The organism is Thioalkalivibrio sp. ALE28, assembly GCF_000377425.1.
Lineage (GTDB): Bacteria > Pseudomonadota > Gammaproteobacteria > Ectothiorhodospirales > Ectothiorhodospiraceae > Thioalkalivibrio.
The window spans coordinates 43090-68539 of sequence record NZ_KB898104.1; the positions used below are offsets into that span (position 1 = coordinate 43090).

General features: G+C 67.3%; 22 protein-coding genes. 10 read left to right on the forward strand and 12 right to left on the reverse strand.

The window, feature by feature from the left end:
* Window positions 1–57: 57 nt before the first annotated feature.
* Window positions 58–3849, reverse strand: coding sequence for a methionine synthase (gene metH, locus D105_RS0111300; protein WP_018878481.1), 3792 nt, complete (start codon window positions 3847–3849; stop codon window positions 58–60).
* A gap of 154 nt (window positions 3850–4003) precedes the next feature.
* Here metH and D105_RS0111305 point away from each other — a divergent pair, with 154 nt between their 5' ends.
* Window positions 4004–4738 carry an arginyltransferase gene (locus D105_RS0111305; RefSeq protein ID WP_018878482.1) on the forward strand — a complete coding sequence of 245 codons (735 nt, stop codon included), beginning with the start codon at window positions 4004–4006 and terminating at the stop codon, window positions 4736–4738.
* Between the two features lie 39 nt (window positions 4739–4777).
* Here D105_RS0111305 and D105_RS0111310 read toward each other — a convergent pair whose 3' ends face one another.
* Together D105_RS0111310 and D105_RS0111315 are read right to left on the reverse strand one after the other, a co-directional pair.
* Window positions 4778–5626, reverse strand: a complete 849-nt coding sequence (locus D105_RS0111310) for a methyltransferase domain-containing protein (protein ID WP_018878483.1) — start codon at window positions 5624–5626, stop codon at window positions 4778–4780.
* Complete coding sequence (locus tag D105_RS0111315; RefSeq protein ID WP_018866715.1) at window positions 5623–6441, reverse strand: class I SAM-dependent methyltransferase; 819 nt, start codon at window positions 6439–6441, stop codon at window positions 5623–5625. Before D105_RS0111315 ends, D105_RS0111310 begins: the two co-directional genes overlap by 4 nt.
* Window positions 6442–6930: 489 nt before the next feature.
* On the opposite strand from D105_RS0111315, the gene purH reads away from it, so the two are divergent.
* From purH to D105_RS0111330, 3 genes are read left to right on the forward strand one after another with little or no spacing between them, the layout of a single operon-like run.
* Entirely contained in the window at window positions 6931–8496 is a 1566-nt protein-coding gene (gene purH, locus D105_RS0111320; protein WP_018878484.1) for a bifunctional phosphoribosylaminoimidazolecarboxamide formyltransferase/IMP cyclohydrolase, read from the forward strand.
* Between the two features lie 7 nt (window positions 8497–8503).
* Window positions 8504–9793 (forward strand): phosphoribosylamine--glycine ligase, encoded by a 1290-nt coding sequence (gene purD, locus D105_RS0111325; protein ID WP_018876891.1) that lies wholly within the window; start codon window positions 8504–8506, stop codon window positions 9791–9793.
* 44 nt (window positions 9794–9837) lie between these two features.
* Window positions 9838–12324: a glycogen/starch/alpha-glucan phosphorylase gene (locus D105_RS0111330; protein WP_018878485.1), complete on the forward strand. Its 2487-nt coding sequence runs from the start codon at window positions 9838–9840 to the stop codon at window positions 12322–12324.
* A gap of 27 nt (window positions 12325–12351) precedes the next feature.
* Here D105_RS0111330 and cysQ read toward each other — a convergent pair whose 3' ends face one another.
* The 3 genes from cysQ to D105_RS0111345 form a co-directional block, all read right to left on the reverse strand.
* Window positions 12352–13185, reverse strand: coding sequence for a 3'(2'),5'-bisphosphate nucleotidase CysQ (cysQ, locus tag D105_RS0111335; protein WP_018878486.1), 834 nt, complete (start codon window positions 13183–13185; stop codon window positions 12352–12354).
* Between the two features lie 85 nt (window positions 13186–13270).
* A complete protein-coding gene (gene nudE / locus D105_RS0111340; RefSeq protein ID WP_018878487.1) occupies window positions 13271–13816 on the reverse strand; it encodes an ADP compounds hydrolase NudE in 546 nt (181 codons plus the stop codon).
* Between the two features lie 16 nt (window positions 13817–13832).
* On the reverse strand, window positions 13833–14546 hold the full coding sequence (locus D105_RS0111345) for a hypothetical protein (protein WP_038032927.1): 714 nt from the start codon (window positions 14544–14546) through the stop codon (window positions 13833–13835).
* A 32-nt stretch (window positions 14547–14578) separates the two neighbouring features.
* Between D105_RS0111345 and D105_RS0111350 the strand changes: the two genes are divergently transcribed.
* Window positions 14579–15319: an HAD family hydrolase gene (locus D105_RS0111350; protein ID WP_051075174.1), complete on the forward strand. Its 741-nt coding sequence runs from the start codon at window positions 14579–14581 to the stop codon at window positions 15317–15319.
* On the opposite strand, the gene D105_RS0111355 is transcribed toward D105_RS0111350, so the two are convergent.
* Together D105_RS0111355 and D105_RS0111360 are read right to left on the reverse strand one after the other, a co-directional pair.
* Window positions 15312–15551: a hypothetical protein gene (locus tag D105_RS0111355; protein WP_018878490.1), complete on the reverse strand. Its 240-nt coding sequence runs from the start codon at window positions 15549–15551 to the stop codon at window positions 15312–15314. The genes D105_RS0111350 and D105_RS0111355 overlap by 8 nt on opposite strands.
* Complete coding sequence (locus tag D105_RS0111360; RefSeq protein WP_017940932.1) at window positions 15548–16189, reverse strand: 7-cyano-7-deazaguanine synthase; 642 nt, start codon at window positions 16187–16189, stop codon at window positions 15548–15550. Before D105_RS0111360 ends, D105_RS0111355 begins: the two co-directional genes overlap by 4 nt.
* Window positions 16190–16232: 43 nt before the next feature.
* On the opposite strand from D105_RS0111360, the gene D105_RS0111365 reads away from it, so the two are divergent.
* Complete coding sequence (locus D105_RS0111365) at window positions 16233–16694, forward strand: TerB family tellurite resistance protein (protein WP_017940931.1); 462 nt, start codon at window positions 16233–16235, stop codon at window positions 16692–16694.
* A gap of 311 nt (window positions 16695–17005) precedes the next feature.
* A complete protein-coding gene (locus tag D105_RS0111370) occupies window positions 17006–17668 on the forward strand; it encodes a sulfite exporter TauE/SafE family protein (RefSeq protein WP_018878491.1) in 663 nt (220 codons plus the stop codon).
* A gap of 49 nt (window positions 17669–17717) precedes the next feature.
* Here the strand turns inward: D105_RS0111370 and D105_RS0111375 are convergent, their stop codons facing one another.
* The 4 genes from D105_RS0111375 to ppsA form a co-directional block, all read right to left on the reverse strand.
* Window positions 17718–18170 (reverse strand): DUF4426 domain-containing protein, encoded by a 453-nt coding sequence (locus tag D105_RS0111375; RefSeq protein WP_018866704.1) that lies wholly within the window; start codon window positions 18168–18170, stop codon window positions 17718–17720.
* Between the two features lie 139 nt (window positions 18171–18309).
* A complete protein-coding gene (locus tag D105_RS0111380; RefSeq protein WP_018866703.1) occupies window positions 18310–18873 on the reverse strand; it encodes a YggT family protein in 564 nt (187 codons plus the stop codon).
* Between the two features lie 100 nt (window positions 18874–18973).
* On the reverse strand, window positions 18974–19804 hold the full coding sequence (locus tag D105_RS0111385; protein ID WP_018866702.1) for a pyruvate, water dikinase regulatory protein: 831 nt from the start codon (window positions 19802–19804) through the stop codon (window positions 18974–18976).
* A complete protein-coding gene (ppsA, locus tag D105_RS0111390; protein ID WP_018878493.1) occupies window positions 19797–22169 on the reverse strand; it encodes a phosphoenolpyruvate synthase in 2373 nt (790 codons plus the stop codon). The genes D105_RS0111385 and ppsA overlap by 8 nt, the downstream gene beginning before the upstream one ends.
* Window positions 22170–22292: 123 nt before the next feature.
* On the opposite strand from ppsA, the gene D105_RS14265 reads away from it, so the two are divergent.
* The 3 genes from D105_RS14265 to D105_RS0111405 are packed head-to-tail and all read left to right on the forward strand — an operon-like array spanning window position 22293 to window position 25401.
* On the forward strand, window positions 22293–22841 hold the full coding sequence (locus D105_RS14265) for an ATP-dependent zinc protease (RefSeq protein WP_038032928.1): 549 nt from the start codon (window positions 22293–22295) through the stop codon (window positions 22839–22841).
* On the forward strand, window positions 22838–24373 hold the full coding sequence (locus tag D105_RS0111400; RefSeq protein WP_018866699.1) for an inactive transglutaminase family protein: 1536 nt from the start codon (window positions 22838–22840) through the stop codon (window positions 24371–24373). Before D105_RS14265 ends, D105_RS0111400 begins: the two co-directional genes overlap by 4 nt.
* Window positions 24373–25401 (forward strand): alpha-L-glutamate ligase-like protein, encoded by a 1029-nt coding sequence (locus D105_RS0111405; RefSeq protein WP_018876881.1) that lies wholly within the window; start codon window positions 24373–24375, stop codon window positions 25399–25401. Before D105_RS0111400 ends, D105_RS0111405 begins: the two co-directional genes overlap by 1 nt.
* The last annotated feature ends 49 nt before the right edge of the window (window positions 25402–25450 follow it).

A 25450-nucleotide genomic window follows, 5' to 3' on the forward strand; every position in this document is an offset into this window, starting at 1 on the left:
CGCAGTTTGCCGGACCCGACCGCTCGCACGGGTCGGCCCGGAGACGGGACCGGGGTGTTACGCGGTCCGGGCCTCGCGCTCGGCCTTGGCTTCTGCCTTGGCCTCGTCGCTGTCGTCATAGCCGATGTTCGGCGCGAGCCAGCGCTCGGCCTCCTCGAACGACATACCCTTGCGCTTGGCGTAGTCTTCGACCTGGTCGCGGTTGACCTTGCCGAGACCGAAGTAACGCGACTCCGGATGCGCGAAGTACCAGCCGGACACGGCCGAGACCGGCAGCATGGCGTAGCTCTCGGTGAGCGTCATGCCAGCGTTCTCTTCCGGCTGCAGGAGCTCCCACAGGGTGGACTTCTCGGTGTGCTCCGGGCACGCCGGGTAGCCCGGGGCCGGGCGAATGCCCTGGTACTTCTCCTCGATCAGGTCCTCGTTTTCGAGCGACTCGTCCGGGACATAGCCCCAGAATTCGCGGCGCACATGCTGATGCATGCACTCGGCGAAGGCCTCGGCCAGGCGGTCCGCCAGGCTCTTCACGAGGATCGAGTGGTAGTCGTCGTTGGCCTTCTCGAATTCCGCGGCCTTGGCGTCGACATCGCCACCGGCACTGACCGCGAAGGCCCCGATGTAGTCGGGACCGCCGGCCTCCTTCGGCATCACGAAATCGGCCAGCGAGTGGCTCGGCTGACCCCGGCGCTTCTCGGTCTGCTGACGCAGGTGATGCAGCTTCTTCAGCACCTTGGAGCGATTCTCGTCGGTATAGACCTCGATATCGTCATCATTGACGGTGTTCGCCGGGAAGAAGCCCACCACGCCCCGCAGGGTGACCCACTTCTCGTCGATCATCCGCTGCAGCATCTCCTGGGCGTCCTTGAACAGCTTGCGCGCCTCTTCACCCACCTTCTCGTCATCCAGGATGCGCGGGTAGGCGGCGTGCAGCTGCCAGGAGTGGAAGAACGGCGTCCAGTCGATGTACTCGGCGACCTCGTTCAGGTCGTAGTCGTCGAAGCGCAGCAGCACGGAGCCGTCGCCATGCGGGTGCAGCACGGTCGGCTCGCCCGGCAGCTTGTCGGTCTCCAGCGCCTTCGGCTTGGTCGGGGTGTAGCTCGACCAGTCGATCTGCGGCTTGTTGGAACGCGCCTTCTCGAGGGTGACCCACTGGGTCTTCTTCTTGCGCCCGGCGTTCTGCACGCGCAGCTTTTCGTACTCCTCGCGGATCTCGGCGGCGTAGTTCTCGCGCAGCTCGGGGCTGATCAGGCTCTGGGCCACACCCACCGCACGCGAGGCGTCCTTCACCCAGACCACCGGGCCGGAGTAGTTCGGCTCGATCTTGACCGCGGTGTGGGCGCGCGAGGTGGTCGCGCCCCCGATCATCAGCGGGGTCGTCATGCCTTCGCGCTCGAGATCGGCGGCGAAGTTGGCCATCTCCTCCAGCGAGGGGGTGATCAGGCCGGACAGGCCGATGACATCCACATCGTGTTCCTTGGCGGCCTTCAGGATCTCGGCGCCCGGCTGCATCACGCCGATGTCGATGACCTCGAAGTTGTTGCACTGCAGCACGACGCCGACGATGTTCTTGCCGATGTCATGGACGTCGCCCTTCACCGTGGCCATCAGGATCTTGCCGTTGTTCTCGGTGCCGGTCTTCTCGGCCTCGATGTACGGGATCAGGTGGGCCACGGCCTTCTTCATCACGCGGGCGGACTTGACCACCTGCGGCAGGAACATCTTGCCCTCGCCGAACAGGTCGCCGACCACGTTCATGCCGTCCATCAGCGGACCCTCGATCACCTGGATCGGGCGGTCGTAGGCCTGGCGCGCCTCTTCCGTGTCGTCCACCACGTAGGTGTCGATGCCCTTGACCAGGGAGTGCTCGAGGCGCTTGGTGACCTCCCATTCGCGCCACTCGAGGTTCTCCTCCTTCTTGCCGCCGCCCTGGCCCTTGTACTCCTCGGACAGGTCAAGCAGTCGCTCGGTCGCGTCATCGCGACGGTTCAGGACCACGTCCTCGACCGCTTCCTTCAGCTTCTCGTCGATGTCGTCGTAGACCGCGAGCTGGCCGGCGTTGACGATGCCCATGTCCATGCCCGCCTTGATGGCGTGGTACAGGAACACCGCGTGGATCGCCTCGCGCACCGGTTCGTTGCCGCGGAAGGAGAACGACACGTTGGACACGCCGCCGGAGACCAGCGCGTGCGGCAGGTCGTTCTTGATGCGGCGGGTGGCCTCGATGAAGTCCACGCCGTAGTTGTTGTGCTCTTCGATACCGGTCGCGACCGCGAAGATGTTCGGGTCGAAGATGATGTCTTCGGCCGGAAAACCGACCTTCTCGGTCAGCAGCTTGTAGGCGCGGGTGCAGATCTCGACACGGCGGTCCTCGTTGTCGGCCTGGCCGTCCTCGTCGAAGGCCATGACCACGATCGCGGCGCCGTAGCGGCGGCACAGCTGGGCCTGCTTGATGAAATTCTCCTCGCCCTCCTTCATGGAGATCGAGTTGACCACCGGCTTGCCCTGCACGCACTTCAGGCCGGCCTCGATGATCTCGAACTTGGAGGAGTCGATCATCACCGGCACGCGGGCGATATCCGGCTCGCCGGCGAGCAGATTCAGGAATCGGACCATCGCGTCCTGCGACTCCAGCATCCCCTCGTCCATGTTGATATCGATGATCTGGGCGCCGCCCTCGACCTGGTTCAGCGCGACTTCCAGCGCGACGTCGTATTCCTCGTTCTGGATCAGGCGCAGGAACTTGCGCGAGCCGGTCACGTTGGTGCGCTCGCCGACGTTCACGAACAGCGAGTCGTCAGTAATGTTGCACGGCTCGAGGCCCGACAGGCGACAGGCCGCGGCAACCTCCGGGACCTTGCGCGGCGGATGCTTCTCCACCGCCTCGCGCATCGCGCGGATGTGCTCCGGCAACGTGCCGCAGCAGCCGCCGATGATGTTCAGCATGCCCTGCTCGGCCCACGGACCGACGTCCTCGGCCATCTGCTCCGGGGACTCGTCGTAGTCGCCGAACTCGTTCGGCAGGCCGGCGTTGGGGTGCGCGGAGACGTGGGTATCGGCGATGCGCGACAGCTCTTCCACGTACTGGCGCATTTCCTTCGCGCCCAGCGCGCAGTTCAGGCCGATGGAGACCGGGTTCGCGTGACGCACCGAGTTCCAGAAGGCCTCGGTGGTCTGGCCGGACAGGGTGCGGCCGGAGGCATCGGTGATCGTCCCGGAAATCATGATCGGGAGGTCCTTGCCGAGCTCGTCTTCCAGCGTCTTCACCGCGAAGATCGCGGCCTTGGCGTTCAGGGTGTCGAACACCGTCTCGATCAGCAGCAGGTCCACGCCGCCCTCGACCAGGGCCTCGGCGGCCTCCTTGTAGGCCTCGACCAGGGTGTCGAAATCGACGTTACGCGCGCCCGGGTCGTTCACGTCCGGGGAGATCGACGCGGTGCGGTTGGTCGGGCCGAGGATGCCGGCGACAAAGCGCGGCTTGTCCGGGGTCTTCTCGGTCCAGGCGTCGGCCGCCTTGCGCGCGAGCTTCGCGGATTCGCGGTTCAGCTCGGGGACCAGGTCCTCCATGTGGTAATCCGCCATCGCGATGCGGGTACCGTTGAAGGTGTTGGCCTCGATGATGTCGGCACCGGCCTCGAGATAGTCGTTGTGGATCTGCTCGATGATGTCCGGACGGGTCAGCGACAGCAGGTCGTTGTTGCCCTTCAGGTCGGACTCCCAGTCCTTGAAGCGCTCGCCGCGATAGTCGGCCTCCTCCAGCTTGTACAGCTGGATGGTGGTCCCCATGCCGCCGTCCAGGATCAGGATGCGCTCTTTCAGCGCCTTCTCGATATCGTTTCGTGTTGCCGTCATGTGCCGTACACCATTGGTTTCGAATGGGATGAGTGTACACGCCGGGGTTCCATCCCGGCCGTGGAGCCCACCCTTCCGGCAGGCTCTTTGGTATCTCGTGGCGGTCTGGGATGCCCCTGTTTGCGCCCGTGCACGGAGATGTCACGATAGCGCCATGCAGGAACATCCGATCCGCTGGTTCATCACTGCCCCGCAGGCCTGCCCCTATCTGGACGACCGCGAGATGCAGAGCCTCCTGGTCGACCCCGCGGTCAGCCTGGGCGGTGCCCGCTTCGGCCAGCTACTGGCCGAGGGCTTTCGCCGCAGCGGTCAGTTTGTCTACCGGCATCACTGTCCCGAATGCGCGGCCTGCGTGCCGGTACGCATTCCGGTCGCGCGCTTTCGCCCGAATCGCAGCCAGCGCCGTTGCCTGGACCGCAATCAGGATCTCGCGGTGGCGATCCGGCGCCCGCCGGAGCAGCCGGGCACCGGGCCCGCGGCCGATCTCGACGAGCACATGCCGTTGTTCTCGCGCTACCAGACCGCCCGCCACGCGGGCGGGGGCATGGAGCAGATGGGGCGCGAGGAATACACGGGGATGCTGGCCCACCATAACGGCCCGGTGGATCTGATCGAATTCCGCCAGGCCGGCACGCTGGTCGCGGTGGCCGTCACCGACCGCACCCCGCAGGGGCTGTCGGCGATGTACAGCTTCTTCGATCCGGATCAGCCGCGCCGCGGCCTGGGCACCCTCGCGATCCTGACCCAGGTGGCGCATGCGCACCGCCTCGGTCTACCCCATGTCTACCTCGGCTACTGGATCGACCAGGCGCCGAAGATGGAATACAAGACCCGCTTCCAGCCGCTCGAAGGCCGCATGGACGGGGTCTGGAGGCGACTGCCCGCCTGACGGCGGCCAGCCCCCCGGTCCCTGCTTCGCAAGCGCGACCTAGCGGGCCGGCTTGCGGAAGCGGAAGATGCCCCAGGTCAGGTAGCCCGAGTTGCCGCCATCGACCCAGTGCTGCAGGCCCTGCTTCATGCGGTCGATGTAGTCCTGCGAGATGTAGTGCTTCAGCTCGTCCTCGCGGGACTCGAGCTCCTGCTTCACGCGGCCGTAGTGGGTCGCGATCTGGCTGGAATGCTCCTCGAAACCGACCTCTTCCAGACCCGCTGCCTTGGCCGCCTCACGGTAAAACTCGGGGCTAGCCAGCGAATCCAGATGGATGCGGGCGAGGATCGGGTTCAGCACGCCGTCCGGGCAATCGTCGGTCTGCATCGGATCGGTGAAGATCAGCCAGCCACCCGGCTTCAGCACTCGAGCGGCCTCCTGAATCACCTTCTTCTTGTTTTCGTTCTCGCTATGCAGGAACGAGTCTTCGGACCAAACCACGTCATAGGACGCGTCCGGCTCGTCGACCTTCTCGAAGCTGCCGTCGACCACGGTGATCTTGTGGTCCAGGTGGCGCGCCTTGTTGATCTCGCGGTCGCGCTCGTTTTCCTTCTCGGACAGGTTCAGCGCGGTGACTTCGCAGCCGTAGTTCTCGACCAGGTAGCGCGCGACACCGCCGTAACCGGCGCCCATGTCGAGCACGCGCCATTCCGGCTGCGGCTCGCCGAGCAGGTCGGACATATGGGCGACCGTGCGCCGGCTGGCGTCGCCGATCGGCTCGTCCTTGTACTCGTACAGCCCGATATGGAGGTCTTCACCGCCCCACACCATCTTGTAGAAGGTGTCGGCGTCCTCGCTGTTGTAATAGTCGCGAGCCGTCTCGACGACGTCGGAGTAGTTCTCGCTCATCGTTCCTCGCCCTCGATATAACGCTTGTCGGCAACGTGGATGAAGAAGTCGGGATCGGTCTCGCGATAGGTCTCCTGGAAGTCCCCGTAGGTCTCGATCTTCTGGAAACCGACCTCGCGCATCAGGCGGCGCACATAGGCCTTGCGCAGCGGGAACATGTTCAGGAAGTACTCGGAGCCATCCGGGAAGCGATACTGGAAGCGGGCCAGGCCTTCGTCGACATGGGCCGGCTGCACCTGCACGTCGTCGCCGCAGTAGTAGTAGGTGTGCTTGGACGAGTAGCCGTGGTCCATGATGGTGTCGTAGTTGCGCTGGTCGAGGATCAGCACGCCATCGTGGTTCAGGGCGGAGTAGAACTCGGCCAGGGCCTTGCGGCGGTCATGTTCGTTGAACAGGTGGGTAAACGAGTTGCCCAGACAGACCACGGCGTCGTAACGGCCGTAGATATCGCGGTTCAGCATGCGCCAGTCGGCCTGCACGGTGCGCAGGATGTGCCCGCGCTTGCGGCCGTTCTCGAAGGCCTTGACGAGCATCTCCGGGGCGCCGTCGGCGGTCACCACGTCAAAGCCCGCTTCGCGCAGCTGTACGGAGTGAAAACCGGTACCGGCGGCCACGTCCAGCACGCGCTTGGCGCCACGCTTCTTCAGTTCCTCGATAAAGAAGGTGCCTTCGCTCTTGGCGCGGTTGTCCCAGTCGATCAGGTCGTCCCACTTGTCGACGAAACCGGTGGTGTACTCGTTGAGGTAGTTCTCGGTATCGCGACGTTCGGTCGGCTTGTCACCGAAATCCTGATCATTCTTGATGTTCGCTGCCATGCTGGTTCCTCTTGGCTTTTGCTGCTGTCGTAAGCGTGAACGGACGGCCCGCGGCCGATCCGTCGGCACAACACCCCGCAAACGCAGAGAACCGCGACCCCCGAATGTCCCGGCGGTCTCGCCATTCGCCCGATCCGCCCAGGCCAGGCCTGGTGTTCGGGTAGCAATGCAACGGGCGCGTTGTTCGCAGCGCCCGCTACCGGCCTGGCCGGTTCATCCTGCACATCCGGAGGGCTCTTCATTACCCGGATGCCGAGCCGTGGTCTGGCGGGCCCATCCCGCCTGGCTCGGGGATCGTTTACGGCGCCTCGCGCTGCGTCTGAACGCGGGCGTTGTGTCCGAAATCGTTTTTATACCCTGAAGGTTTTGCGCAAAAATTACAAGTTGAGCCCCGGCCCGCCCGCTGTGCCGCGGCCGGGTCGAAGCCGCCTCCACGGGCGTCACGCGTTCGATATAATGGCGGTTTTTGCAGCGATCCCGAGGCCCCGCATGACCCCCAGCCGCCCCATCCAGCGCGCCCTTTTGTCGGTCTCCGAGAAGACCGGCGTCGTGGAGCTTGCCCGCGCCCTGCACGAGCGCGGCGTGGAGCTTCTGTCCACCGGCGGCACGGCCCGCCTGCTGGCCGAAAACAACCTTCCGGTGACCGAGGTTTCCGCGCACACGGGCTTCCCCGAGATCATGGATGGCCGGGTCAAGACCCTGCACCCGCGCATCCACGGGGGCCTGCTGGGGCGGCGCGACATCGACTCCGCGGTGATGGCCGAGCAGGACATCCCCCCGATCGACCTGCTGGTGGTGAACCTCTATCCCTTCGAGGCGACCGTGGCCCGACCCGGGTGCAGCCTGGAGGATGCCATCGAGAACATCGACATCGGCGGGCCCGCGATGCTGCGTGCGGCGGCCAAGAACTACCGTGACGTGGCGGTGGCCACCAGCCCCGACCAGTACGGCGAGATCGTCGCGGCCATCGGCGATCACGGGGAGGTCCCGCAGTCCCTGCGCTTCCGCCTGGCGGTGGCGGCCTTCGACCACGTCGCGCGCTACGACGCCGCGATCAGCAATTACCTGTCGGCCCTGGACGAGGACGGCGAGGCCGCGCCCTTCCCCGGGCAGCTGAACGCCACCTTCGAGCGCGTCGAGACCCTGCGCTACGGCGAGAACCCGCACCAGCGCGCCGCGTTCTACCGCGATCCGCAGCCCACACCCGGCACCCTGGCCAGTTACCGCCAGCACCAGGGCAAGTCGCTGTCCTACAACAACCTGGCGGACGCCGATGCCGCCTGGGAATGCGTGCGCCAGTTCGAGGCCGGAGCCTGCGTGATCGTCAAGCACGCCAACCCCTGCGGCGTGGCGGTCGCGCCGAGTCAGCTGATGGCCTACGAGCGCGCCTTCCAGACCGACCCGACATCGGCCTTCGGCGGCATCATCGCCTTCAACCGCCCGCTGGACGGCGACACCGCGCATGCGATTGTCAGCCGCCAGTTCGTCGAGGTCGTGATCGCCCCCGAGATCACGCCGGGCGCGCTGCGCGCGCTGGCCACCAAGAAGAACGTCCGGGTACTGGAGATCCCGCCGGCGGGCGTTGGCCCGGGCCTGGACTACAAGCGCATCGGCGGCGGGCTGCTGGTCCAGGATGCGGACCGCGGCAGCCTGGCCGATGTGGAACTGAAGACCGTGACCGCGCGCGCGCCGTCGGAACAGGAGATGAAGGACCTGTGCTTCGCCTGGCAGGTCGCCAAGTACGTCAAGTCCAACGCCATCGTCTATACCCGCGACCAGCAGACCATCGGGGTCGGGGCGGGCCAGATGAGCCGCGTGTACTCCGCGCGCATCGCCGGCATCAAGGCCGCGGACGAAGGCCTGCAGGTCGCCGGCTCGGTGATGGCCTCGGATGCCTTCTTCCCGTTCCGCGACGGCATCGACGCCGCAGCCGAGGCCGGTATCACCGCGGTGATCCAGCCGGGCGGCTCGATGCGCGATCAGGAGGTGATCGACGCCGCCAACGAGCACGACATCGCCATGCTGTTCACCGGCATGCGCCACTTCCGCCACTGAGGTCCCGATGAACGTACTGGTAATCGGCAACGGCGGGCGCGAGCATGCGCTGGCCTGGAAGCTGGCGCAGTCGCCGCGCGTCGAGCGCGTCCTGGTGGCCCCCGGCAACGCGGGCACCGCGCGCGAGGCCAAGTGCGAGAACGTCGACGTCGGCGTCACCGACATCGACGCGCTGCTGGCCCTGGCCGAACGCGAGGCCATCGCGTTTACCGTGGTCGGCCCCGAGGCACCCCTGGTCGCCGGCGTGGTGGATGCCTTCCGCACCGCCGGCCGGCGCTGCTTCGGCCCCACGGCAAAGGCCGCGCAGCTCGAGGGCTCCAAGAGCTTCGCCAAGGACTTCATGCACCGCCACCACATCCCGACAGCCGCCTACGGCAGCTTCGAGGACGAACAGGCCGCGCTGGAGTTCATCGCCACCCACGGCGCGCCCATTGTGGTCAAGGCCGACGGCCTGGCCGCCGGCAAGGGCGTGATCCTCGCGCAGACCGAGGACGAGGCCCGCGCGGCGGTGCACGACATGCTGGCCGGCAACGCCTTCGGGGAGGCCGGCAACCGCGTGGTCATCGAGGAATTCCTGACCGGCGAGGAGGCCAGCTTCATCTGCATGGTGGACGGCGAGCACGTGCTGCCGCTGGCCTCCTCGCAGGACCACAAGGCGCGCGACAACGGCGACCAGGGCCCGAACACGGGCGGCATGGGGGCCTATTCACCCGCCCCGGTGGTGACCGATGCGCTGCATGCGCGCATCCTGCACGACGTCATCGAACCGACCGTGCAGGGCATGGCCGCCGACGGCGAACGCTACACCGGCTTTCTGTATGCCGGCGTGATGATCGACGCTGCGGGCAACCCGAAGGTCTTGGAGTTCAACTGCCGCTTCGGCGACCCCGAGACCCAGCCGATCCTCAGCCGCCTGGAATCGGACCTCAGCGAACTGGTCGAGGCGGCGCTGGACGGGCGTCTGGACGCGGTCGAGGCCCGCTGGGATGCGCGCGTAGCGCTGGGCGTGGTCCTGGCCGCCGGGGGCTATCCGGGGGACTACCGCAAGGGCGACGTCATCAGCGGCCTGGAGACCGTGGAGGCCGATCCCGACGCCCACGTGTTTCATGCCGGAACCGCCCGCGATGTCGAGGGTCGCATCGTGACCGCCGGCGGTCGCGTACTCTGCGTGGTCGGCCTCGGAGCCGACGTGAAGAGCGCGCAGAAAAAGGCCTACGCGGCCGTACACCAGATTCATTTCGACGATATATACTGCCGAACAGATATCGGCTATCGCGCCGTCGCCCGGGAAGGATAATTCCGGGCATCGGCGCTTCTACCCCCTTTCTGGAGATCCGCCCGATGGCCGCCCCCGAAGTGACCCACCTGCCCAACCTTCCCAACGATGTGGAGGGTCTGCGGCAGTCGATCCGCGATGCCGTGGTCCGCGTGGTCGGCGAGGACCCGCGCCAGGCCACCGAACGCGACTGGATGGAGGCCCTGGCCTTCGCCATCCGCGAACGCATGGTGGAGCGCCGCCTGCTGACCCGCCGGCAGTTCGCCGACGAGGACGTCAAGCGCGTCTACTACCTGTCGCTGGAATACCTGATCGGGCGCATGCTCGAGGCCAACCTGCGCAACATGGGCATCCTCGAGCCGGCCCGCCAGGCCATGGCCGATCTCGGCGTCGACCTCGACACCATTCTGGACCTCGAAGACGACGCGGCCCTCGGCAATGGCGGGCTGGGGCGCCTGGCCGCCTGCATCCTGGAATCCCTGGCGACCCAGGGCTACCCCGGCTACGGCTACGGCATCCGCTACGAGTTCGGCATGTTCCGCCAGCAGTTCGAGCCCTACCATCAGGTGGAACACCCGGACAACTGGCTGCGCTACGGCAACCCCTGGGAGTTCCCGCGCTCGGACCGCAAGTATCCGATCCACTTCTACGGCTACGTGGTCGAGCACCATCACCCCGATGGCTCCACCCGCTACACTTGGGAGGACGGCGAGGAAGTCCTGGCCATGGCCTACGACTACCCCACCGCGGGCTATGGCCGGCGCAACGTGAACAACCTGCGCCTGTGGGCGGCCAAGGCCACCCGCGACTTCGACCTGCGCTATTTCAATGAAGGCGACTACATCCGCGCGGTCGCGGACAAGGCGGAGTCGGAGACCATCTCGATGGTCCTGTACCCCAACGACGCCACCGCGATCGGCAAGGAACTGCGCCTGAAGCAGGAGTACTTCTTCGTCTCGGCCTCGCTGCAGGACATCATGGAGCGCCATCTGGCTCTGGACTACAGCCTCGACGCCCTGCCCGACAAGGTCGCGATCCAGCTGAACGACACCCACCCGGCGATCGCCGTCGCGGAGCTGATGCGCCTGCTGATGGACGAGCACGAGCTGCCCTGGGAGCGCGCCTGGGAGCTGACCCGGCGCACCTTCGCCTACACCAATCACACCCTGATGCCCGAGGCCCTGGAGACCTGGCCGGTGGAGCTGATGGAACGCGTACTGCCACGCCACATGGGGATCATCTACCAGATCAACCATGGCTTCCTGGAGGAGGTACGCCACCGCTATCCGGGCGACAACGACCGCCTGGCGCGGCTGTCCATCATCGACGAGGAACACGGCCGCCGGGTCCGCATGGCCCACCTCGCGGTGGTGGGTTCGCACCGCGTCAACGGCGTGGCGGCGCTGCACACCCAGTTGCTGCAGGAGACCCTGTTCGAGGACTTCTACAACCTGTGGCCGGAGCGCTTCGTGAATGTCACCAACGGGGTGACCCCGCGCCTGTGGATGATCCAGTCCAACCCCGCGCTCACCGAACTGCTGGGCCAGCGCATCGGCGACGACTGGCAGTACGACCTGGATCGCCTGCGCGCGCTGGAACCCTACGCCCACGACGCCGACCTGCAGAAGGCCTTCATGGACGTGAAGCGCGCGAACAAGCAGCGCCTGGCGGACCTGGTGCGCGAGCGCACCGGCGTGGAGCTGAACCCGGACGTCATGTTCGACGTGCAGATCAAGCGCATCCACGAGTACAAGCGCCAGCTGCTGAAACTCCTGCACGTGGTGGACCTGTACCGCCGCATCCGCGCCGGCGAGGACATCCCGCCGCGCGTGGTGCTGTTCGGCGGCAAGGCCGCGCCGGGTTATGCCCGGGCCAAGGGCATCATCCAGGTGATCAACGAGGTCGCCGACATCGTCAACCATGACCCGGCCATCGGCGACCGCCTGAAGTGCGTGTTCTTCCCCAACTACGAGGTCAGTTCGGCGAGCATCATCATCCCGGCGGCGGATGTCTCCGAGCAGATCTCCACCGCCGGCTTCGAGGCTTCCGGGACCGGCAACATGAAGCTGGCGCTCAACGGCGCCCTGACCATCGGCACCCTGGACGGTGCCAACATCGAGATCCGGGACGCGGTGGGCGAGGACTCCATCTTCATCTTCGGCATGACCGCCGACGAGGTCGTCGAGCACCGCCGCCACGGCCCGTCCCCGGAGGCCATACTGGCCGGCCAGCCGGGCCTCGCCGCCGCAGTCGAGATGATCGAGTCCGGGTTCTTCACCTGCAACGACCCGGGCACCCACGCCGACCTCGGTCGCTACCTGCGCCAGGAAGATCCCTTCTTCGTGATCGCCGACTATGCGGCCTACGCCGAGGCCTGCGCGCGGGCGGACACCCTGTACGCCGACCGCGCCGCCTGGGCCGAGGCCGCCATCCTGAATGTCGCACGCATGGGGTATTTCTCGATCGACCGCACGGTGCGCGACTACGCCCGCGAGATCTGGGACATCACGCCGGAGCCGGTCGCCCCGTCGCGCACCAACGGCGCCGCCTGACGCGGCGGCGCGCGCTTAGAGTTTCCCTCAGGCCTCCGGCAATCCCAGGCGGCGCAGCCAGCCGTCGGGGTTGCCGGCGCACACCAGAAACTCGGGGTTCAACAGGCTCTCGCGCGTGTTGTAGCGAAGCTCCTGGCCCTGGAGGTCGGTCACCCGGCCGCCGGCCGCCCGCACCACCGCATGGGCCGCCGCGGTATCCCATTCGCTGGTGGGCCCCAGGCGCGGATAGATATCGGCGGCGCCCTCGGCCACCAGGCACAGCTTCATCGAGCTGCCCATGCTGACCAGCTCGTGCGGGCCCAGCCGGTCCAGCGCGAGCTTCAGGCGTTCCGCCCCGTGTGAACGGCTGCCCGCCACCACGGGATGATCCGTGCCGATGCGCTCGCTGGCGACCGCAATCGTGCGCGGGGCCTGGTCTTCGTCCCGCCGGATCGCCACCCCGTCGCGGTGCCCGGCATACAGCCGCTTGAGCACCGGACACCAGACCACGCCCAGGACCGGCTCGTGGTTGTGAATCAGCGCCACGTTCACGGTGAACTCGCCATTGCGCTTCACGAACTCGCGGGTCCCGTCGAGGGGATCGATCAACCAGTAGGTCGGCCACTGCCGACGCCGCGCGAAGGGCACGTCCTGCCCCTCCTCGGACAACACCGGCCAGTCCGGGTCGATATCCGACAGCCCGCCGACCAGGATACGGTGGGCGGCCAGATCCGCCTCGGTCAGCGGCGAGTGGTCGGCCTTCTCGGTGACCGCGAAACGGGTCTCGTAGAGCTCGAGAATGGCGTGGCCGGCCGCGTCGGCCAGGCTCGAAACCTCGTGCATCAGGGCAGTCAGGGCCGCATCCTTCGGCGGAGCATGCATGGGGAACTCCCGTTTTCCCGGAACATTCCCCCTAGCTTGGCAGGGTTGCGGCCCCGGGGGAACACCGGCGCGCGCCAGGAGGCCTCTATCCGTCGAGGTAGTCGCGCACCATGTACAGGGCGGCAATGGAACGCGCCTCGGTCAGGTCCTCGCGTGCAACCAGCTCCGTCAGGCGGTCCAGCGACCAGGGCACCACCTCGATCGCCTCCGGCTCGTCGCCCTCCGCGGTCTCGGGGTAGAGATCCTCGGCCAGCACCAGATGCGTCTGGTGGGCCATGTAGCCGGGCGCCACGGTCAGCGCGCCCAGGTGGGTCAGGTGGTGTCCGGCGTGCCCCACCTCCTCCATGATCTCCCGGTTGGCGGCGGCCAGGATGTCCTCGCCCGCCTCGATGCGTCCCTTGGGCAGGCCCAGCTCGTAGCGGTGGGTGCCCGCGGCGTATTCGCGGATCAGGAGGATGGTCCGGTCGGCCTGCACCGGGGCGATGATCACCGCACCATGGCCGCGGCTGACCAGGCGCTCAAAGCAGGTGCGCGCGCCATTGCTGAACTCGAGGTCCAGCTCTTCCACCTCGAACAGGCGACTGCTGGCGACCGTGCGTCGCCCCTGGACATCCGGCTTGTCTCGGCTCATGCGCCCTCCCGGGCGGTCAGTGGCTGTTGCGCAGACGCACCAGGGTCCGCAGTTCGCCCTCGAACAGGGTGTCGAACATGAACCCGTGATCGGAGGTCACCACCTCGAACCCGTCCTGCTCGGCCGGCTCGGTCTCCGCCAGGCGCAGATCCAGATCGCCCCAGCTCACGGCCATGGTGACGCGCATCGGGAAATAGCCGTCGAGGAAGCGGCGAACGAACGGGCCGTTCTCCAGGCGATAGACGCCGTCCCCCTCGTGCTCGACGATCTTCATGCGCGCGGTCACACAGACCTCGGCGTCCTTCTCCACCCCGCGCAGATCCACACGATCGCCCTCGGCGCGCGCGGATTCGATGTTGCGGGTGGACTCGACCTGGAGTTCGTCGATGGTCGCCTCATTGTACACAATGACCATGCGCCGAATGGCCGCCACATCGTTGTGGCACTGGCGCAGATCGGCCCATCCGTCCTTCAGGGAGGAGGCCGTGATGCGGATCTGATTCTGGTGGTGATGCGGCGTCCGGTCCGGCTCCTCCAGCAGGAACGTCAGCTCCGGGCTGGTCGTCTGGGTCTGGTCCGGGGAGACCGTCTCGCCCCACAGGGCATCATCCTCAAACGGATCATAGTCCGGATCATCCGGGTCCATCGCCAGGGTGGGGCCCGGCAGTGCCAGAAGCGCGGCAAGAAGGGGCGCGGGCAGAAACCGCACCTGGGGTACCATGAGAGCCATAACCAATCCCCTCGATCATGTGGCCGTCTGCTGTGGACCCGCAAAACCCCGAAAAAAATCCGCACGCCCCCGCGCTCGCCGTGGACTGGAGTCGCATCGACACCGTGCTGTTCGACATGGACGGCACGCTGCTCGACCTGCACTTCGACAACCGCTTCTGGCGCGAGCTGATCCCGCGGGAGTACATCCGCTGCCAGCCGGACGACCCGGAATGCGCACGCCGCCGCCTGGAGGACGAGATGCAGCGGGTGCGCGGCAAGCTGGAATGGTACTGCGTGGATCACTGGACGCGCTTCACCGGGCTGGACATCCTGGGCCTGAAACGCGAACTGGCCCATCATATCGCCCTGAAACCGCATGCCGATGCGTTGCTGGCCGCCCTTGAACGTGCCGGCCGACGGCGGGTGCTGGTGACCAATGCCCACCCGCAGGTCTACGCCTTCAAGCACCGGCTCACCCGCATCGGCGACCGCCTGGACACCATCGTCTCCGCCCACGATCTGGATTGCGCGAAGGAAGAGGCCGCGTTCTGGGAGCGCCTGCAGCGGGTCGCCCCCCATGACCCGGAGCGCACCCTGCTGGTGGACGACAACCTGCTGGCGCTGGCGAGCGCCGCCGGGGCGGGCATCGCAGAGCTGCGCGGCATTCGATACCCGGACGAGCGCGGCGAGCCCATGCACTCGGAGGACTTCGTGCTGCTGGAGTCGCTCGCGGATCTGATGTCCGGCCTGCCCGCCACGAGAGACAGGGCCGGCGATTCGGCGGCTACTTGACCGGGGTCGGCAGGTTGCGGATCAGGTCCAGGCGGATCTGCACCGGCCGGCCTTCGCACTCGCCATCCAGCCAATGATAACCATCCGCCTCGCGCACTTCGCGGGGCGTTACCTTGCCCCACCAGGCCTGGCTGGAGTCCGGCTCGGCCCAGTTCAGTTGCAGGGTCTCGCCGGTGAGGATGGCGATCTCCAGACGCTCGGCGACATGGCGGGGAATGGCGGCATCGGTCATCGTAGGGCTTCGCGGTAGTCAGTCGGGTCGGGGATGCCGGCCGCGGCGAACGCGGCGCGCCGGGCCTGGCACTGCGGGCAGCGCCCGCAGTGGCGCGATTGTGCCAGAAGGCAGCTCCAGGTGCGGCGCCAGTCGATCCCCAGCGGATCCGTCGTGGCGATGATTTCCGCCTTCGACTGCTCGATCAGCGGCGCCTCGACCTGCAGGCGCGGGACCAGGGTCCCGGCCAGCGCCGAGACCTGCTCCACGAACCCGGGCTGCGAACCCGGCCCATGCCCCTGATCCTCGCGGTTCAGGGCCAAAAGGATACGCCCGGCACCGTGGTGTTCGGCCAGGTTGACCGCCAGCGCCAGCACCAGCAGATTGCGCTGGGGCAACGGCACATGGCCGACCCAGTCGTTGCGCCGGGTGAAGGCCGCGCGCAGGGACTGCAGGTCCAGCGCGACGGGCGTCGCGCCGTAGACCCCGGCCAGATGCTCCACCGCCGCCCATTCGCGGGCCGCATTGCGCTGGCCATAGTCGACCCAGACGGCGCGCAGCACCTTGCCGGCTGCATGGCACTGCGCCAGCAGGGCGCTGCTCTCGATGCCGCCGGAGAGCAGGAGGAGATCGGGGGATTCAGGCCGAACGGATTCCATTCGGGCACCATACCGCACAGCGCGAGTAGACGGAGACCACGCGGTGATTGAACAACTACGCAGCCACTGGCAGCGCCTGCTGGGCGCCGAACGCAGCGATCGCGCCGAGGGCGATCCCGAACAGCGCCTGCAGCGCGCCGCCGCGGCCCTGATCATGGAGGTCTGCCGCGCCGACTTCGAGCTGCACGCGGAGGAGCTCGAATCGGTACGCGCCAGCCTGATCGAACTGTTCCGGCTCGACGGCGACACCGCCGACGCGCTGCTGGAGATCGCACAGGAGGAGAGCGACGCGCTGATCTCCATCCACCCGATGGTGCGCGAGGTCAATGCGGCCTTCAATGCCGAGCAGAAGGCCGACATCCTGCGCGCCCTGTGGCGCGCCGCCTGGGCCAACCGCGACCTGCACAAGCGTCAGGAGGCGGTCATCCGGCACCTCGCGGACCTGCTCTACGTGCCGCACGCCACCTTCATCCGGACCAAGCACGAGGTCCTAGGGAAACACTGATTCATGTACACGCTCGCGTTGGCACCCCAGGTTCTTCGAGACAAGGCGCGTCGTGCAGCGGGTAGTGGTTCTACCCGCAAGCGGCGCAACGCCGTATCGGGGAACCTGGGGTGCCAACCCCACAAACCATTCAATGCAGGGGCTCGGCCGCTTTTGCGCGCGCACAGCGTTGCGGTTCCCTTGTGCAGAATGACTGCACGGCAGTCACCGCGCCTTGTTCGCACGCAAAAGCGACTCGAGCGCGAGCGTATACATCAAGCAGTGTTTCCCTGGGCGATGCGGCCGATCCGGACTGATCGGGGAGTTCGCTGATGGGTGACCCGGGCACCCTCCTGGCCGCGCTGGCGGTGGGCATCCTCGGCGGCGTGCACTGCCTGGGGATGTGCGGCGGCATCGTCGGCGCAATCTCCATGGGCCACGGTCGCCGCGGGCCGGGGCTGGACCTGCTGCTGGCCTACAACCTCGGGCGCATGGCGAGCTATGTCGTTGCCGGGGCCCTGGCCGGGTGGCTGGGGGCCAGTCTGCTGGGCGGCCTGCCGGCCGGTCAGGCGATCCTGCAGGGCTTCGCCGCGGTCTTCCTGATCCTGCTCGGGTTCTATCTCGCCGGCTGGTGGCCGATCCTCGCGCGCCTGGAACAGGCCGGCGGGGTGCTGTGGCGGCGCATCGAACCGCTGGGGCGGCGCTTCCTGCCAGTGCGCCACGCCGGGCAGGCCCTGGTGGTCGGCGGGCTGTGGGGCTGGCTGCCCTGCGGGCTGGTGTACAGCGTGCTGGCCTGGTCACTGGGCGCCGGCGGGGCCCTGGAGGGCGCCGCGCTGATGGGTGCCTTTGCCCTGGGCACGCTGCCCAATCTGCTGCTGATGGGGGTGTTCGCCGCACGCCTGGCGACCTTCGTGCGCCGCCCCTGGGTCCGCCGGATCGCCGGCGGCGGGGTCGCGCTGTATGGGGTCTGGATGCTGCTGAGTGTGGCGATGTGATCCCCCGCCCGGGCGGGCGGGGGATCATTCGGAAGGCCCCGGGCGGGGCTCAGTCCACGAAAAAGTCGCGCGAGAAGCGCACCGGCAGCACGCGTTCGCTGCCCGCCGGGGCGACATCGATCGCGAAGTCGAGGGTCTCGCCGCTGCGAACCGTCACCTCCGACAGGAAGTAGATGGCATCACCATCCTGGATCTCGCGGAAACGCAGGTTGCGCATCTGGTCGTTCATGTTGGTGGCCGACCCGGTGACCTCGGCGGAGACCGCCTGCAGACCGTTATCGCCCCGCTCCATCACGCTGACGTTGACCATCGCCCGGTTGGAACTGCGCCGCACGTCATAGGCCCGCGCGACCTCCGGCGACAGGAAGGTGGTGTTGATCACGTTGTAGTGGACGACGTAATTGTCGAATTCCGCCTCGTTGGCGGATGCGATCGAGCTGCCGAGAGCGACCGCCGCCAAAGCGACGAGAAAGCCGGTAAAGACCCGATGCACTCTTGCCATGGCTGACTCCTTTGCCTGATGGGGAAAGCGGGGCCCTGCGGAGACAGGCTCTCAGGTACCCCTGTCTTCGAGTCTAGCCGCTTTTGCTGCGATTGAAACCGGGGGTGGCGGCGCGCGTGCCGACCCCCGCTCGGCGGATTCAGAAAGAGCGGACGATAATCAGCAGGATATAGAGCCCGACCAGGGCAATCATCGGCGAAAAATCGATCGCACCGGTGTTCGGCAGGGCCCGGCGCAGCGGGCCGAGGATGGGACGGTTCACCGCGCCGGCCAGGCGCATGATGGGGTTGTTGGCGGCGCCGCCGCCCCCGGCCTGGATCCAGCTCATCACCACCTCGACGATCAGCGCGATGATGAAGACCCAGATCACGGTGGTCAGCAGCTCGCGGATCGCCACGGCCAGGATGAGCCCGAGCCCCACGTCCACGCCAACGATGAGCACGCGCAACCAGATCTCGATGAACTTGAGCACGATCATCAGCACGATCGCGGCGAGATCGACCCGTCCCACGGACGGAATCACCGGCCGCAGCACCCGCAGCGGCGGATCGGTCAGCATCACGATGGTCTGCGAGATCGGGTTGTAGTAGTCGGCCCGCACCAGGCCGAAGATCGTCCGCAGGATCAGCAGGATGATGTAGATCCCGAAGACAACGCTGACGAGGAAGATGGCGATCTCTTGTCCGGTTCCGGCGGCGGGCATGCGGGCTCCTTGCGGTGCAGCGAGTTAACCGCGCCCATTCTCCGGCAAGCCCGGCGGGATGCCAAGCTGTGACGCGTCCGGTGCGGCTTGCCGGCGCGGCTCAGCCGCCGCGGCGGGCATCCATGCAGTCGCGCACCCGGGTGGCGATCTCCTCGATCGACAGCTCGGTCACGTCCAGGTGCGGGATCCGCCAGGTGTCGAAGAACTCCTGGATCGCCACGCATTCCGCCCGGCACTGCGCCAGACTCGCGTAGCGGCTGTCGGGACGGCGCCCCTCGCGAATCTGCGCCAGGCGCTGTGGCGTAATGGTCAGGCCCACCAGTCGACCGCCGAGCCCCCGCAGCCCTTCGGGCATGTGCGGGATATCGCCCTGGTGCAGGTCCTCCGGGACCAGCGGGTAGTTGGCGGCAAACAGGGCGTAGTTCATCGCCAGATAGAGACTGGTGGGTGTCTTGCCGGAACGCGAGGCCCCCAGCAGCACGACGTCGGCGACCGACAGATCCTGAGTGGCCAGGCCATCATCATGGGCCAGGGTGTAGTTCAGCGCCTCGATGCGGCGGTCGTAGCGGCTGACGTCGCCCATGCCATGGGCCCGTCCGGACACGGACTGCGACGCGACCCCCAGCAGGCCCTCCAGTCGCTCCACCTGCTCGCCGAAGACATCGATCACCGGCACCGGGCAATGGCGCAGATCGGCCCGCAGGTCGGCATTCGCCAGGGTGGCGACCACCAGGGCCGGCTGCGGACCGGCCTCGGCCCGGGCGAACACGCCGGCCAGGCGGCCGGGGGTCTGCACGAATGGCAGTCGGTGCCAGGCCGGGTCGACATCCGGAAACTGGGTGAACAGCGAGCGCGCCAGCGTCTCCGCGGTGATCCCGGTCCCGTCCGAAACCAGGTAGACCTGCGGGCACTGGGCGGCGGCATCAGCCATTACCGGGCTCCCGCCCCTGTGCGAGCTGTTCCCAGGTGGACAACAGCGAATCGGGGTTCAGCGACAGCGACTCGATGCCCTCGTTCATCAGCCAGGCCGCCAGCTCCGGATAGTCGGACGGGGCCTGGCCGCAGATACCGACGTACTTGTCGGCGCGACGGGCGGCCCGGATGGCCATACTCAGAAGCGCCTTCACCGCATCGTCGCGCTCGTCGAACGACTCCGCGACCAGCCCGGAGTCGCGGTCCACCCCCAGGGTCAGCTGGGTCAGATCGTTGGAGCCGATGGAGAAGCCGTCGAAATGCTCGAGAAAACGCGCCGCCAGCAGCGCGTTGGAGGGGATCTCGCACATCATCACGACCTTCAGGCCGTTCTCGCCGCGGCGCAGCCCCTCCTCGTCCAGCACCCGGATCACGTCCTCGGCCTCGGTCAGGGTGCGCACGAACGGGACCATGATCTGCACGTTGTCCAGGCCCATGTCGTCGCGCACCCGCCGCAGGGCCTCGCACTCCATCGCGAAGGCCGGACGGAAGGTCTCCGAGCGGTAGCGCGAAGCCCCGCGAAAGCCGAGCATGGGGTTTTCTTCCTGCGGCTCGTAGCCACGCCCCCCGATCAGGTGGGCGTACTCGTTGGACTTGAAGTCGGACAACCGCACGATCACCGGCTCCGGCGCGAAGGCCGCCGCCAGCGTCGCGATGCCCTCGGACAGCTTGCGCACGAAGAATTCGCGCGGGCCGTCGTCGAATCCATGCAGCCGCTCGGCAATGCGCTCCTGGACCTCGGGGTCCAGGCGGCCCGGGTCCTCGGCGTAGTCCAGCAGCGCCAGCGGGTGCACCCCGATGGTGCCGTTGATGATGAACTCCAGCCGCGCCAGGCCGATCCCGGCATGCGGAAGCTGCGAGAAGGCATAGGCACGACCCGGGTTGGCCACGTTCAGCATCAGTTTGACCGGCAGCTGCGGCAGTTCGCCGATGTCGGTCTTCTTCACCGTGTACTCGAGTGTGCCCGGATACACGTGACCATCATCCCCCTCGGCGCAGGAGACGGTCGCCTGCATCCCGTCGGAGAGCACCTCGGTCGCATTGCCGCAGCCCACTACCGCCGGGATGCCCATCTCGCGGGCGATGATCGCCGCGTGGCAGGTACGCCCGCCGCGGTTGGTGACGATCGCGGCGGAGCGCTTCATCACCGGCTCCCAGTCGGGATCGGTCATATCCGCGACCAGGATGTCGCCCTCCTCCATGGTGTGCATGGCATCCGGGGAATCCAGCACGCGCACCACGCCGGCCCCGATCTTCGCGCCGATCGCCCGGCCCGTAACCAGCGGCTCCGCCTCGTGCGGCGCCAGTTCGTAGCGCTCGCCCGCGCCCAACTCGACGCGACTCTCCACGGTCTCCGGGCGCGCCTGCACGATAAACAGCTCGCCGGTCTCTCCGTCCTGCGCCCACTCGATGTCCATCGGCCGGCCGTAGTGCTGCTCGATCGCCACCGCAAAGCGCCCGAGCTGCTCGGCGTCGGCATCCGACAGGCAGAAGCGCTGGCGCAGGTCCTCCGGGGTGTCCTCGGTGCGCGTGCCATCCCCGGTCAGCACCATGCGCACCGCCTTGGTGCCGAGGGTGCGGCCGATGATGGCGCGCTTGCCGGCCGCCAGCGCCGGCTTGTAGACCTGATACTCGTCGGGATTCACCGCGCCCTGCACCACCGTCTCGCCGAGGCCCCAGGCCCCGGTAATGAACACCGCATCACGAAAGCCGCTCTCGGTATCCAGCGTGAAGATCACACCGCTGGCGCCGACGTCGGAGCGCACCATGCGCTGGATACCGGCCGACAGCGCGACCTCGTCATGGGCGAAACCGTTGTGCACGCGATAGGCAATGGCGCGGTCGTTGTACAGGCTGGCGAAACACTCGCGCAGCCGCTGCAGCAGGGCGTCGATGCCGCGCACATTGAGAAAGGTCTCCTGCTGTCCGGCGAACGAGGCCTCGGGCAGGTCCTCGGCGGTCGCCGAGGAGCGCACCGCTACCGGGACCTCGTCCCCCAGTTGCGCGTAGTGTTCGCGCACCGCCTGTTCCAGCTCGGCCGGCAGTTCGGCCTGCTCGATCCAGCCGCGCACCTCGCGCCCGGCGGCGCGCAGCGCCTCGATGTCGTCGATATCCAGATCCGCCAGGCGCGCCTTGATCCGTTCATCCAGACTGTCCTTCGCCAGCAGGGCGCGATAGGCATCCGCGGTGGTGGCAAACCCGCCCGGCACGCGCACCCCGGCCGCGCCCAGCTGTCCGAGCAGCTCCCCCAGAGACGCATTCTTGCCGCCCACCTTCGCGACATCGTTCATGGTCAGGTCGGCGAGATCGACTACCCAGTGCATGGCAACTCCTGGACTGCGGTGACCGGCCGGCACGAAGACGGCCGCGGGTTTGTGAACCCCTTAACAGGGGTGAACCACTATGATCAGCTAGACTTCGATGTTTTGTAACCTTCAGGAGACTGCGTGACTGCCCCAGCCGCCCGTCGTTCCAGCTTAACCCACTCCATCCTGCCGACCATGCTGCTCGGTCTTGCGTTCCTCGCGCAATCCGCCGTGGCCCACGAATCGGGCCCGTCCATGGCCATCCTGGGCGCGGTTGAGGACGTACAGATCGTCGAGGAAAACGTCGTGCTGGAGGCACGCATGGACACGGGTGCGACCTCCTCCTCCCTGAACGCGCTGAACAAGGAACGCTTCGAAAAGGACGGCGAGGACTGGATCCGCTTCGAGATCATCGATCCGGAAGACGAGGACGCCCGCATCACCCTCGAGCGCCCGATCGAACGGATCGTCCGTATCCGGCGCCACAGCGGCGAGTCGCAGGAGCGCCCGGTCGTGCGCATGGAGTTCTGCATCGGCAACCAGCTCCTGACCGCCGACACCAGCCTGATCGACCGTACGGCACTGACCTATCAGGCCCTGATCGGTCGCAGCCACATGGCCGGCCATATCCTGGTCGATTCCGGCGAGAAACACCTGCGCGCGCCCGACTGCGCGGCGGATGACCAGTGAAGCGCTTTCACCTGCCGATCCTGATCGTGCTGCTGAGCGCGGTCGGGCTCGGGGTCTTCGCCTACAAGGTCAGCGCGCTGGGCATGCCCCTGCAGCCGGACGCCACCGCCGAGACCTGGCAGGTGGAGGCACGGGTGCGCTATCAGCCCACCGGCGGCGCAGCCACGGTGGAGCTGCGCATCCCGCATCGCCTGCCCAATTTCTCCATTCTGGACGAAGGCTTCGTCTCGCGCGGCTACGGCCTGAACTCCATTACCCAGGCCGAGGATCGCCTGGCCCAGTGGACCACCCGCCAGCCACGCGGTGAACAGGTTCTCTACTACCGCGCCACGCTCTATCGCGACGGCAACGACCGCTCCGAGTCGGAGTACCCCGGGCCGGTGGCCGTACCCGACTGGACCGAGCCCTTCCGTTCCGCCGCCGATGCCCTGATCGACGACGTACGCGGCCGTTCCTCGGATATCCAGAGCTTTGCCTCGGTGCTGGTCAATGACCTCGCCAACGCCGCCCCCGCATCCAACGCGGCGGTGTTCATCGAGAGCGACGACAACCGCACGCGCCGCACCGAGACCCTGATCGAACTGCTGGCCACCGCGCGGATCCCCGCGCGCCAGGTGACGGCCCTCCGGCTGGTCGATGGCCGCCGCGACATCGAGCCGCAGACCTGGCTGGAGGTCCACAACACCCGGCGCTGGGTCCCCATCGACCCGGAGACCGGCGAGATCGAGTATCCCGCGGACGTAGTCGTCTGGTCGCACGGCAGCGCCCCGCTGCTCGAGGTATCCAATGGCGAGGCCGCCGAGGTCCGGTTCGCGGTCTCGCGCGGGGTGCAGGATGCCCTGGCGACCATCCAGCGCTTCGGCGACACCCTGGACACCCGCATCCTCGACTTCTCCACCCTGAACCTGCCGCTGGGCACGCAGAACACCTACCGCGTGCTGCTGATGGTGCCTCTGGGTGCGATGATCATCGTGTTCCTGCGCAACGTGATCGGCATCCAGACCTTCGGCACCTTCATGCCGGTGCTGATCGCGCTGTCCTTCCGCGAAACCCAGCTGCTGGCGGGGATCATCCTGTTCACCCTGATCGTCGCACTGGGCCTGGCCGTGCGCTTCTACCTGGAGCACCTGCGGCTGCTCCTGGTGCCCCGTCTGGCCGCGGTCGTCAGCGTGGTCATCATGCTGATGCTCGGGATCAGCGTGCTGTCGCATCAACTGGGCTTCGAGCGGGCCCTGGCGCTGTCACTGTTCCCCATGGTCATCCTCGCCATGACCATCGAGCGCATGTCGGTCGTATGGGAGGAGCACGGGCCGGCCGACGCCATTACCCAGGGCATCGGCAGCCTGGTCGTGGCGGCCGCCGCCTACGGCCTGATGGCCAACCGGCAGCTGGAGCACCTGCTGTTCGTGTTCCCGGAACTGCTGCTGGTGCTGCTGGCCGTGACCCTGCTGCTCGGGCGTTACACCGGCTACCGCCTGACGGAACTGTTCCGCTTCGGCCGTATCCAGGACGCGATGCGGAGGCCCGACTGATGCCGGCCTGGTTCCCGCGCTTCGTGCGCCCGAAGCTGCTGAAGGAACAGGGCATCGTGGGCATGAACGCCCGCAATGCCCGCTACATCGCGGCCTGGAACTCCCGGCGCTTCTACCCGCGGGTGGACGACAAGCTGCAGACCAAAAAACTGGCGCTGGATGCCGGCTTGTCGGTGCCCGATCTCTACGGGGTCGTGCGCACCCACCGCCAGATCCGCGACGTACGCCGCCAGCTGCGGGACTACGAAGACGGCTTTGTGATCAAGCCAGCGCATGGCGCCGCGGGCGACGGCATCCTGGTGATCGAGGGCTGGCGCGGCGACCGGCCGCGCCGGGCGGGCGGGCGCGCCATGGAGCTGAGCGAGCTGGACGACCACATCTCCAACATCCTGTCAGGGATGTACAGCCTGGGCGGGCGCCCGGACGTCGCCATGATCGAACAGCGGGTGCGTTTTTCCTCGGTGTTCGACGCGGTCTCGCACCGGGGCGTGCCGGACATCCGCACGGTCGTCTATCGCGGCTACCCGGTCATGGCGATGATGCGCCTGCCGACCCAGGACTCCGACGGCAAGGCCAACCTGCACCAGGGCGCGGTCGGCACGGGCATCGACCTGGGCTCCGGCCGGACCATCGGCGGGGTGCGCTACAACAAGCCCTGCCGCGAACACCCTGACAGCGAGCAGAGCATCGTCGGTCTGCAGATTCCTGACTGGGGCCAGCTGATGGAGCTCGCCGCGGGCTGCTTCGAGCTGAGCCAGCTCGGCTACCTGGGAGTGGACGTGGTCATCGACGCCGACCGCGGACCGCTGATCCTGGAGCTCAATGCTCGCCCGGGGCTCGCCATCCAGATCGCCAATGGCGAGGGCCTGGACCACCGCATCACGGCCGTGGACGCGCACATGGTGGCGCGCGAGACCGAACCGGCGGCCGACCGCGCCCGCTGGTCCGCCGAGATCTTCGCCCGTCCCGACGCCACGCGCCCCGAACAGCCCGACCCGGAGCCCGCGACCGATGCCGAACCCGCCTGATGCCCAGGGCGGTTACGGACGCGATGAGTGTTTGGGCTATGCTAGGCGC

What these genes read in the sequence shown, in the direction of transcription:
- D105_RS0111315 (WP_018866715.1), bottom strand. Translation starts at nt 6,441, where the DNA reads ATGGCAGCGAACATCAAGAATGATCAGGATTTCGGTGACAAGCCGACC.
- purH (WP_018878484.1), top strand. Translation starts at nt 6,931, where the DNA reads ATGACCCCCAGCCGCCCCATCCAGCGCGCCCTTTTGTCGGTCTCCGAG.
- D105_RS0111360 (WP_017940932.1), bottom strand. Translation starts at nt 16,189, where the DNA reads ATGGAATCCGTTCGGCCTGAATCCCCCGATCTCCTCCTGCTCTCCGGC.
- purD (WP_018876891.1), top strand. Translation starts at nt 8,504, where the DNA reads ATGAACGTACTGGTAATCGGCAACGGCGGGCGCGAGCATGCGCTGGCC.
- D105_RS0111310 (WP_018878483.1), bottom strand. Translation starts at nt 5,626, where the DNA reads ATGAGCGAGAACTACTCCGACGTCGTCGAGACGGCTCGCGACTATTAC.
- cysQ (WP_018878486.1), bottom strand. Translation starts at nt 13,185, where the DNA reads ATGCATGCTCCGCCGAAGGATGCGGCCCTGACTGCCCTGATGCACGAG.
- D105_RS0111355 (WP_018878490.1), bottom strand. Translation starts at nt 15,551, where the DNA reads ATGACCGATGCCGCCATTCCCCGCCATGTCGCCGAGCGTCTGGAGATC.
- D105_RS0111305 (WP_018878482.1), top strand. Translation starts at nt 4,004, where the DNA reads ATGCAGGAACATCCGATCCGCTGGTTCATCACTGCCCCGCAGGCCTGC.
- D105_RS0111380 (WP_018866703.1), bottom strand. Translation starts at nt 18,873, where the DNA reads ATGCCCGCCGCCGGAACCGGACAAGAGATCGCCATCTTCCTCGTCAGC.
- ppsA (WP_018878493.1), bottom strand. Translation starts at nt 22,169, where the DNA reads ATGCACTGGGTAGTCGATCTCGCCGACCTGACCATGAACGATGTCGCG.
- D105_RS0111405 (WP_018876881.1), top strand. Translation starts at nt 24,373, where the DNA reads ATGCCGGCCTGGTTCCCGCGCTTCGTGCGCCCGAAGCTGCTGAAGGAA.
- D105_RS0111385 (WP_018866702.1), bottom strand. Translation starts at nt 19,804, where the DNA reads ATGGCTGATGCCGCCGCCCAGTGCCCGCAGGTCTACCTGGTTTCGGAC.
- nudE (WP_018878487.1), bottom strand. Translation starts at nt 13,816, where the DNA reads ATGAGCCGAGACAAGCCGGATGTCCAGGGGCGACGCACGGTCGCCAGC.
- metH (WP_018878481.1), bottom strand. Translation starts at nt 3,849, where the DNA reads ATGACGGCAACACGAAACGATATCGAGAAGGCGCTGAAAGAGCGCATC.
- D105_RS0111330 (WP_018878485.1), top strand. Translation starts at nt 9,838, where the DNA reads ATGGCCGCCCCCGAAGTGACCCACCTGCCCAACCTTCCCAACGATGTG.
- D105_RS0111370 (WP_018878491.1), top strand. Translation starts at nt 17,006, where the DNA reads ATGGGTGACCCGGGCACCCTCCTGGCCGCGCTGGCGGTGGGCATCCTC.
- D105_RS0111345 (WP_038032927.1), bottom strand. Translation starts at nt 14,546, where the DNA reads ATGGCTCTCATGGTACCCCAGGTGCGGTTTCTGCCCGCGCCCCTTCTT.
- D105_RS0111375 (WP_018866704.1), bottom strand. Translation starts at nt 18,170, where the DNA reads ATGGCAAGAGTGCATCGGGTCTTTACCGGCTTTCTCGTCGCTTTGGCG.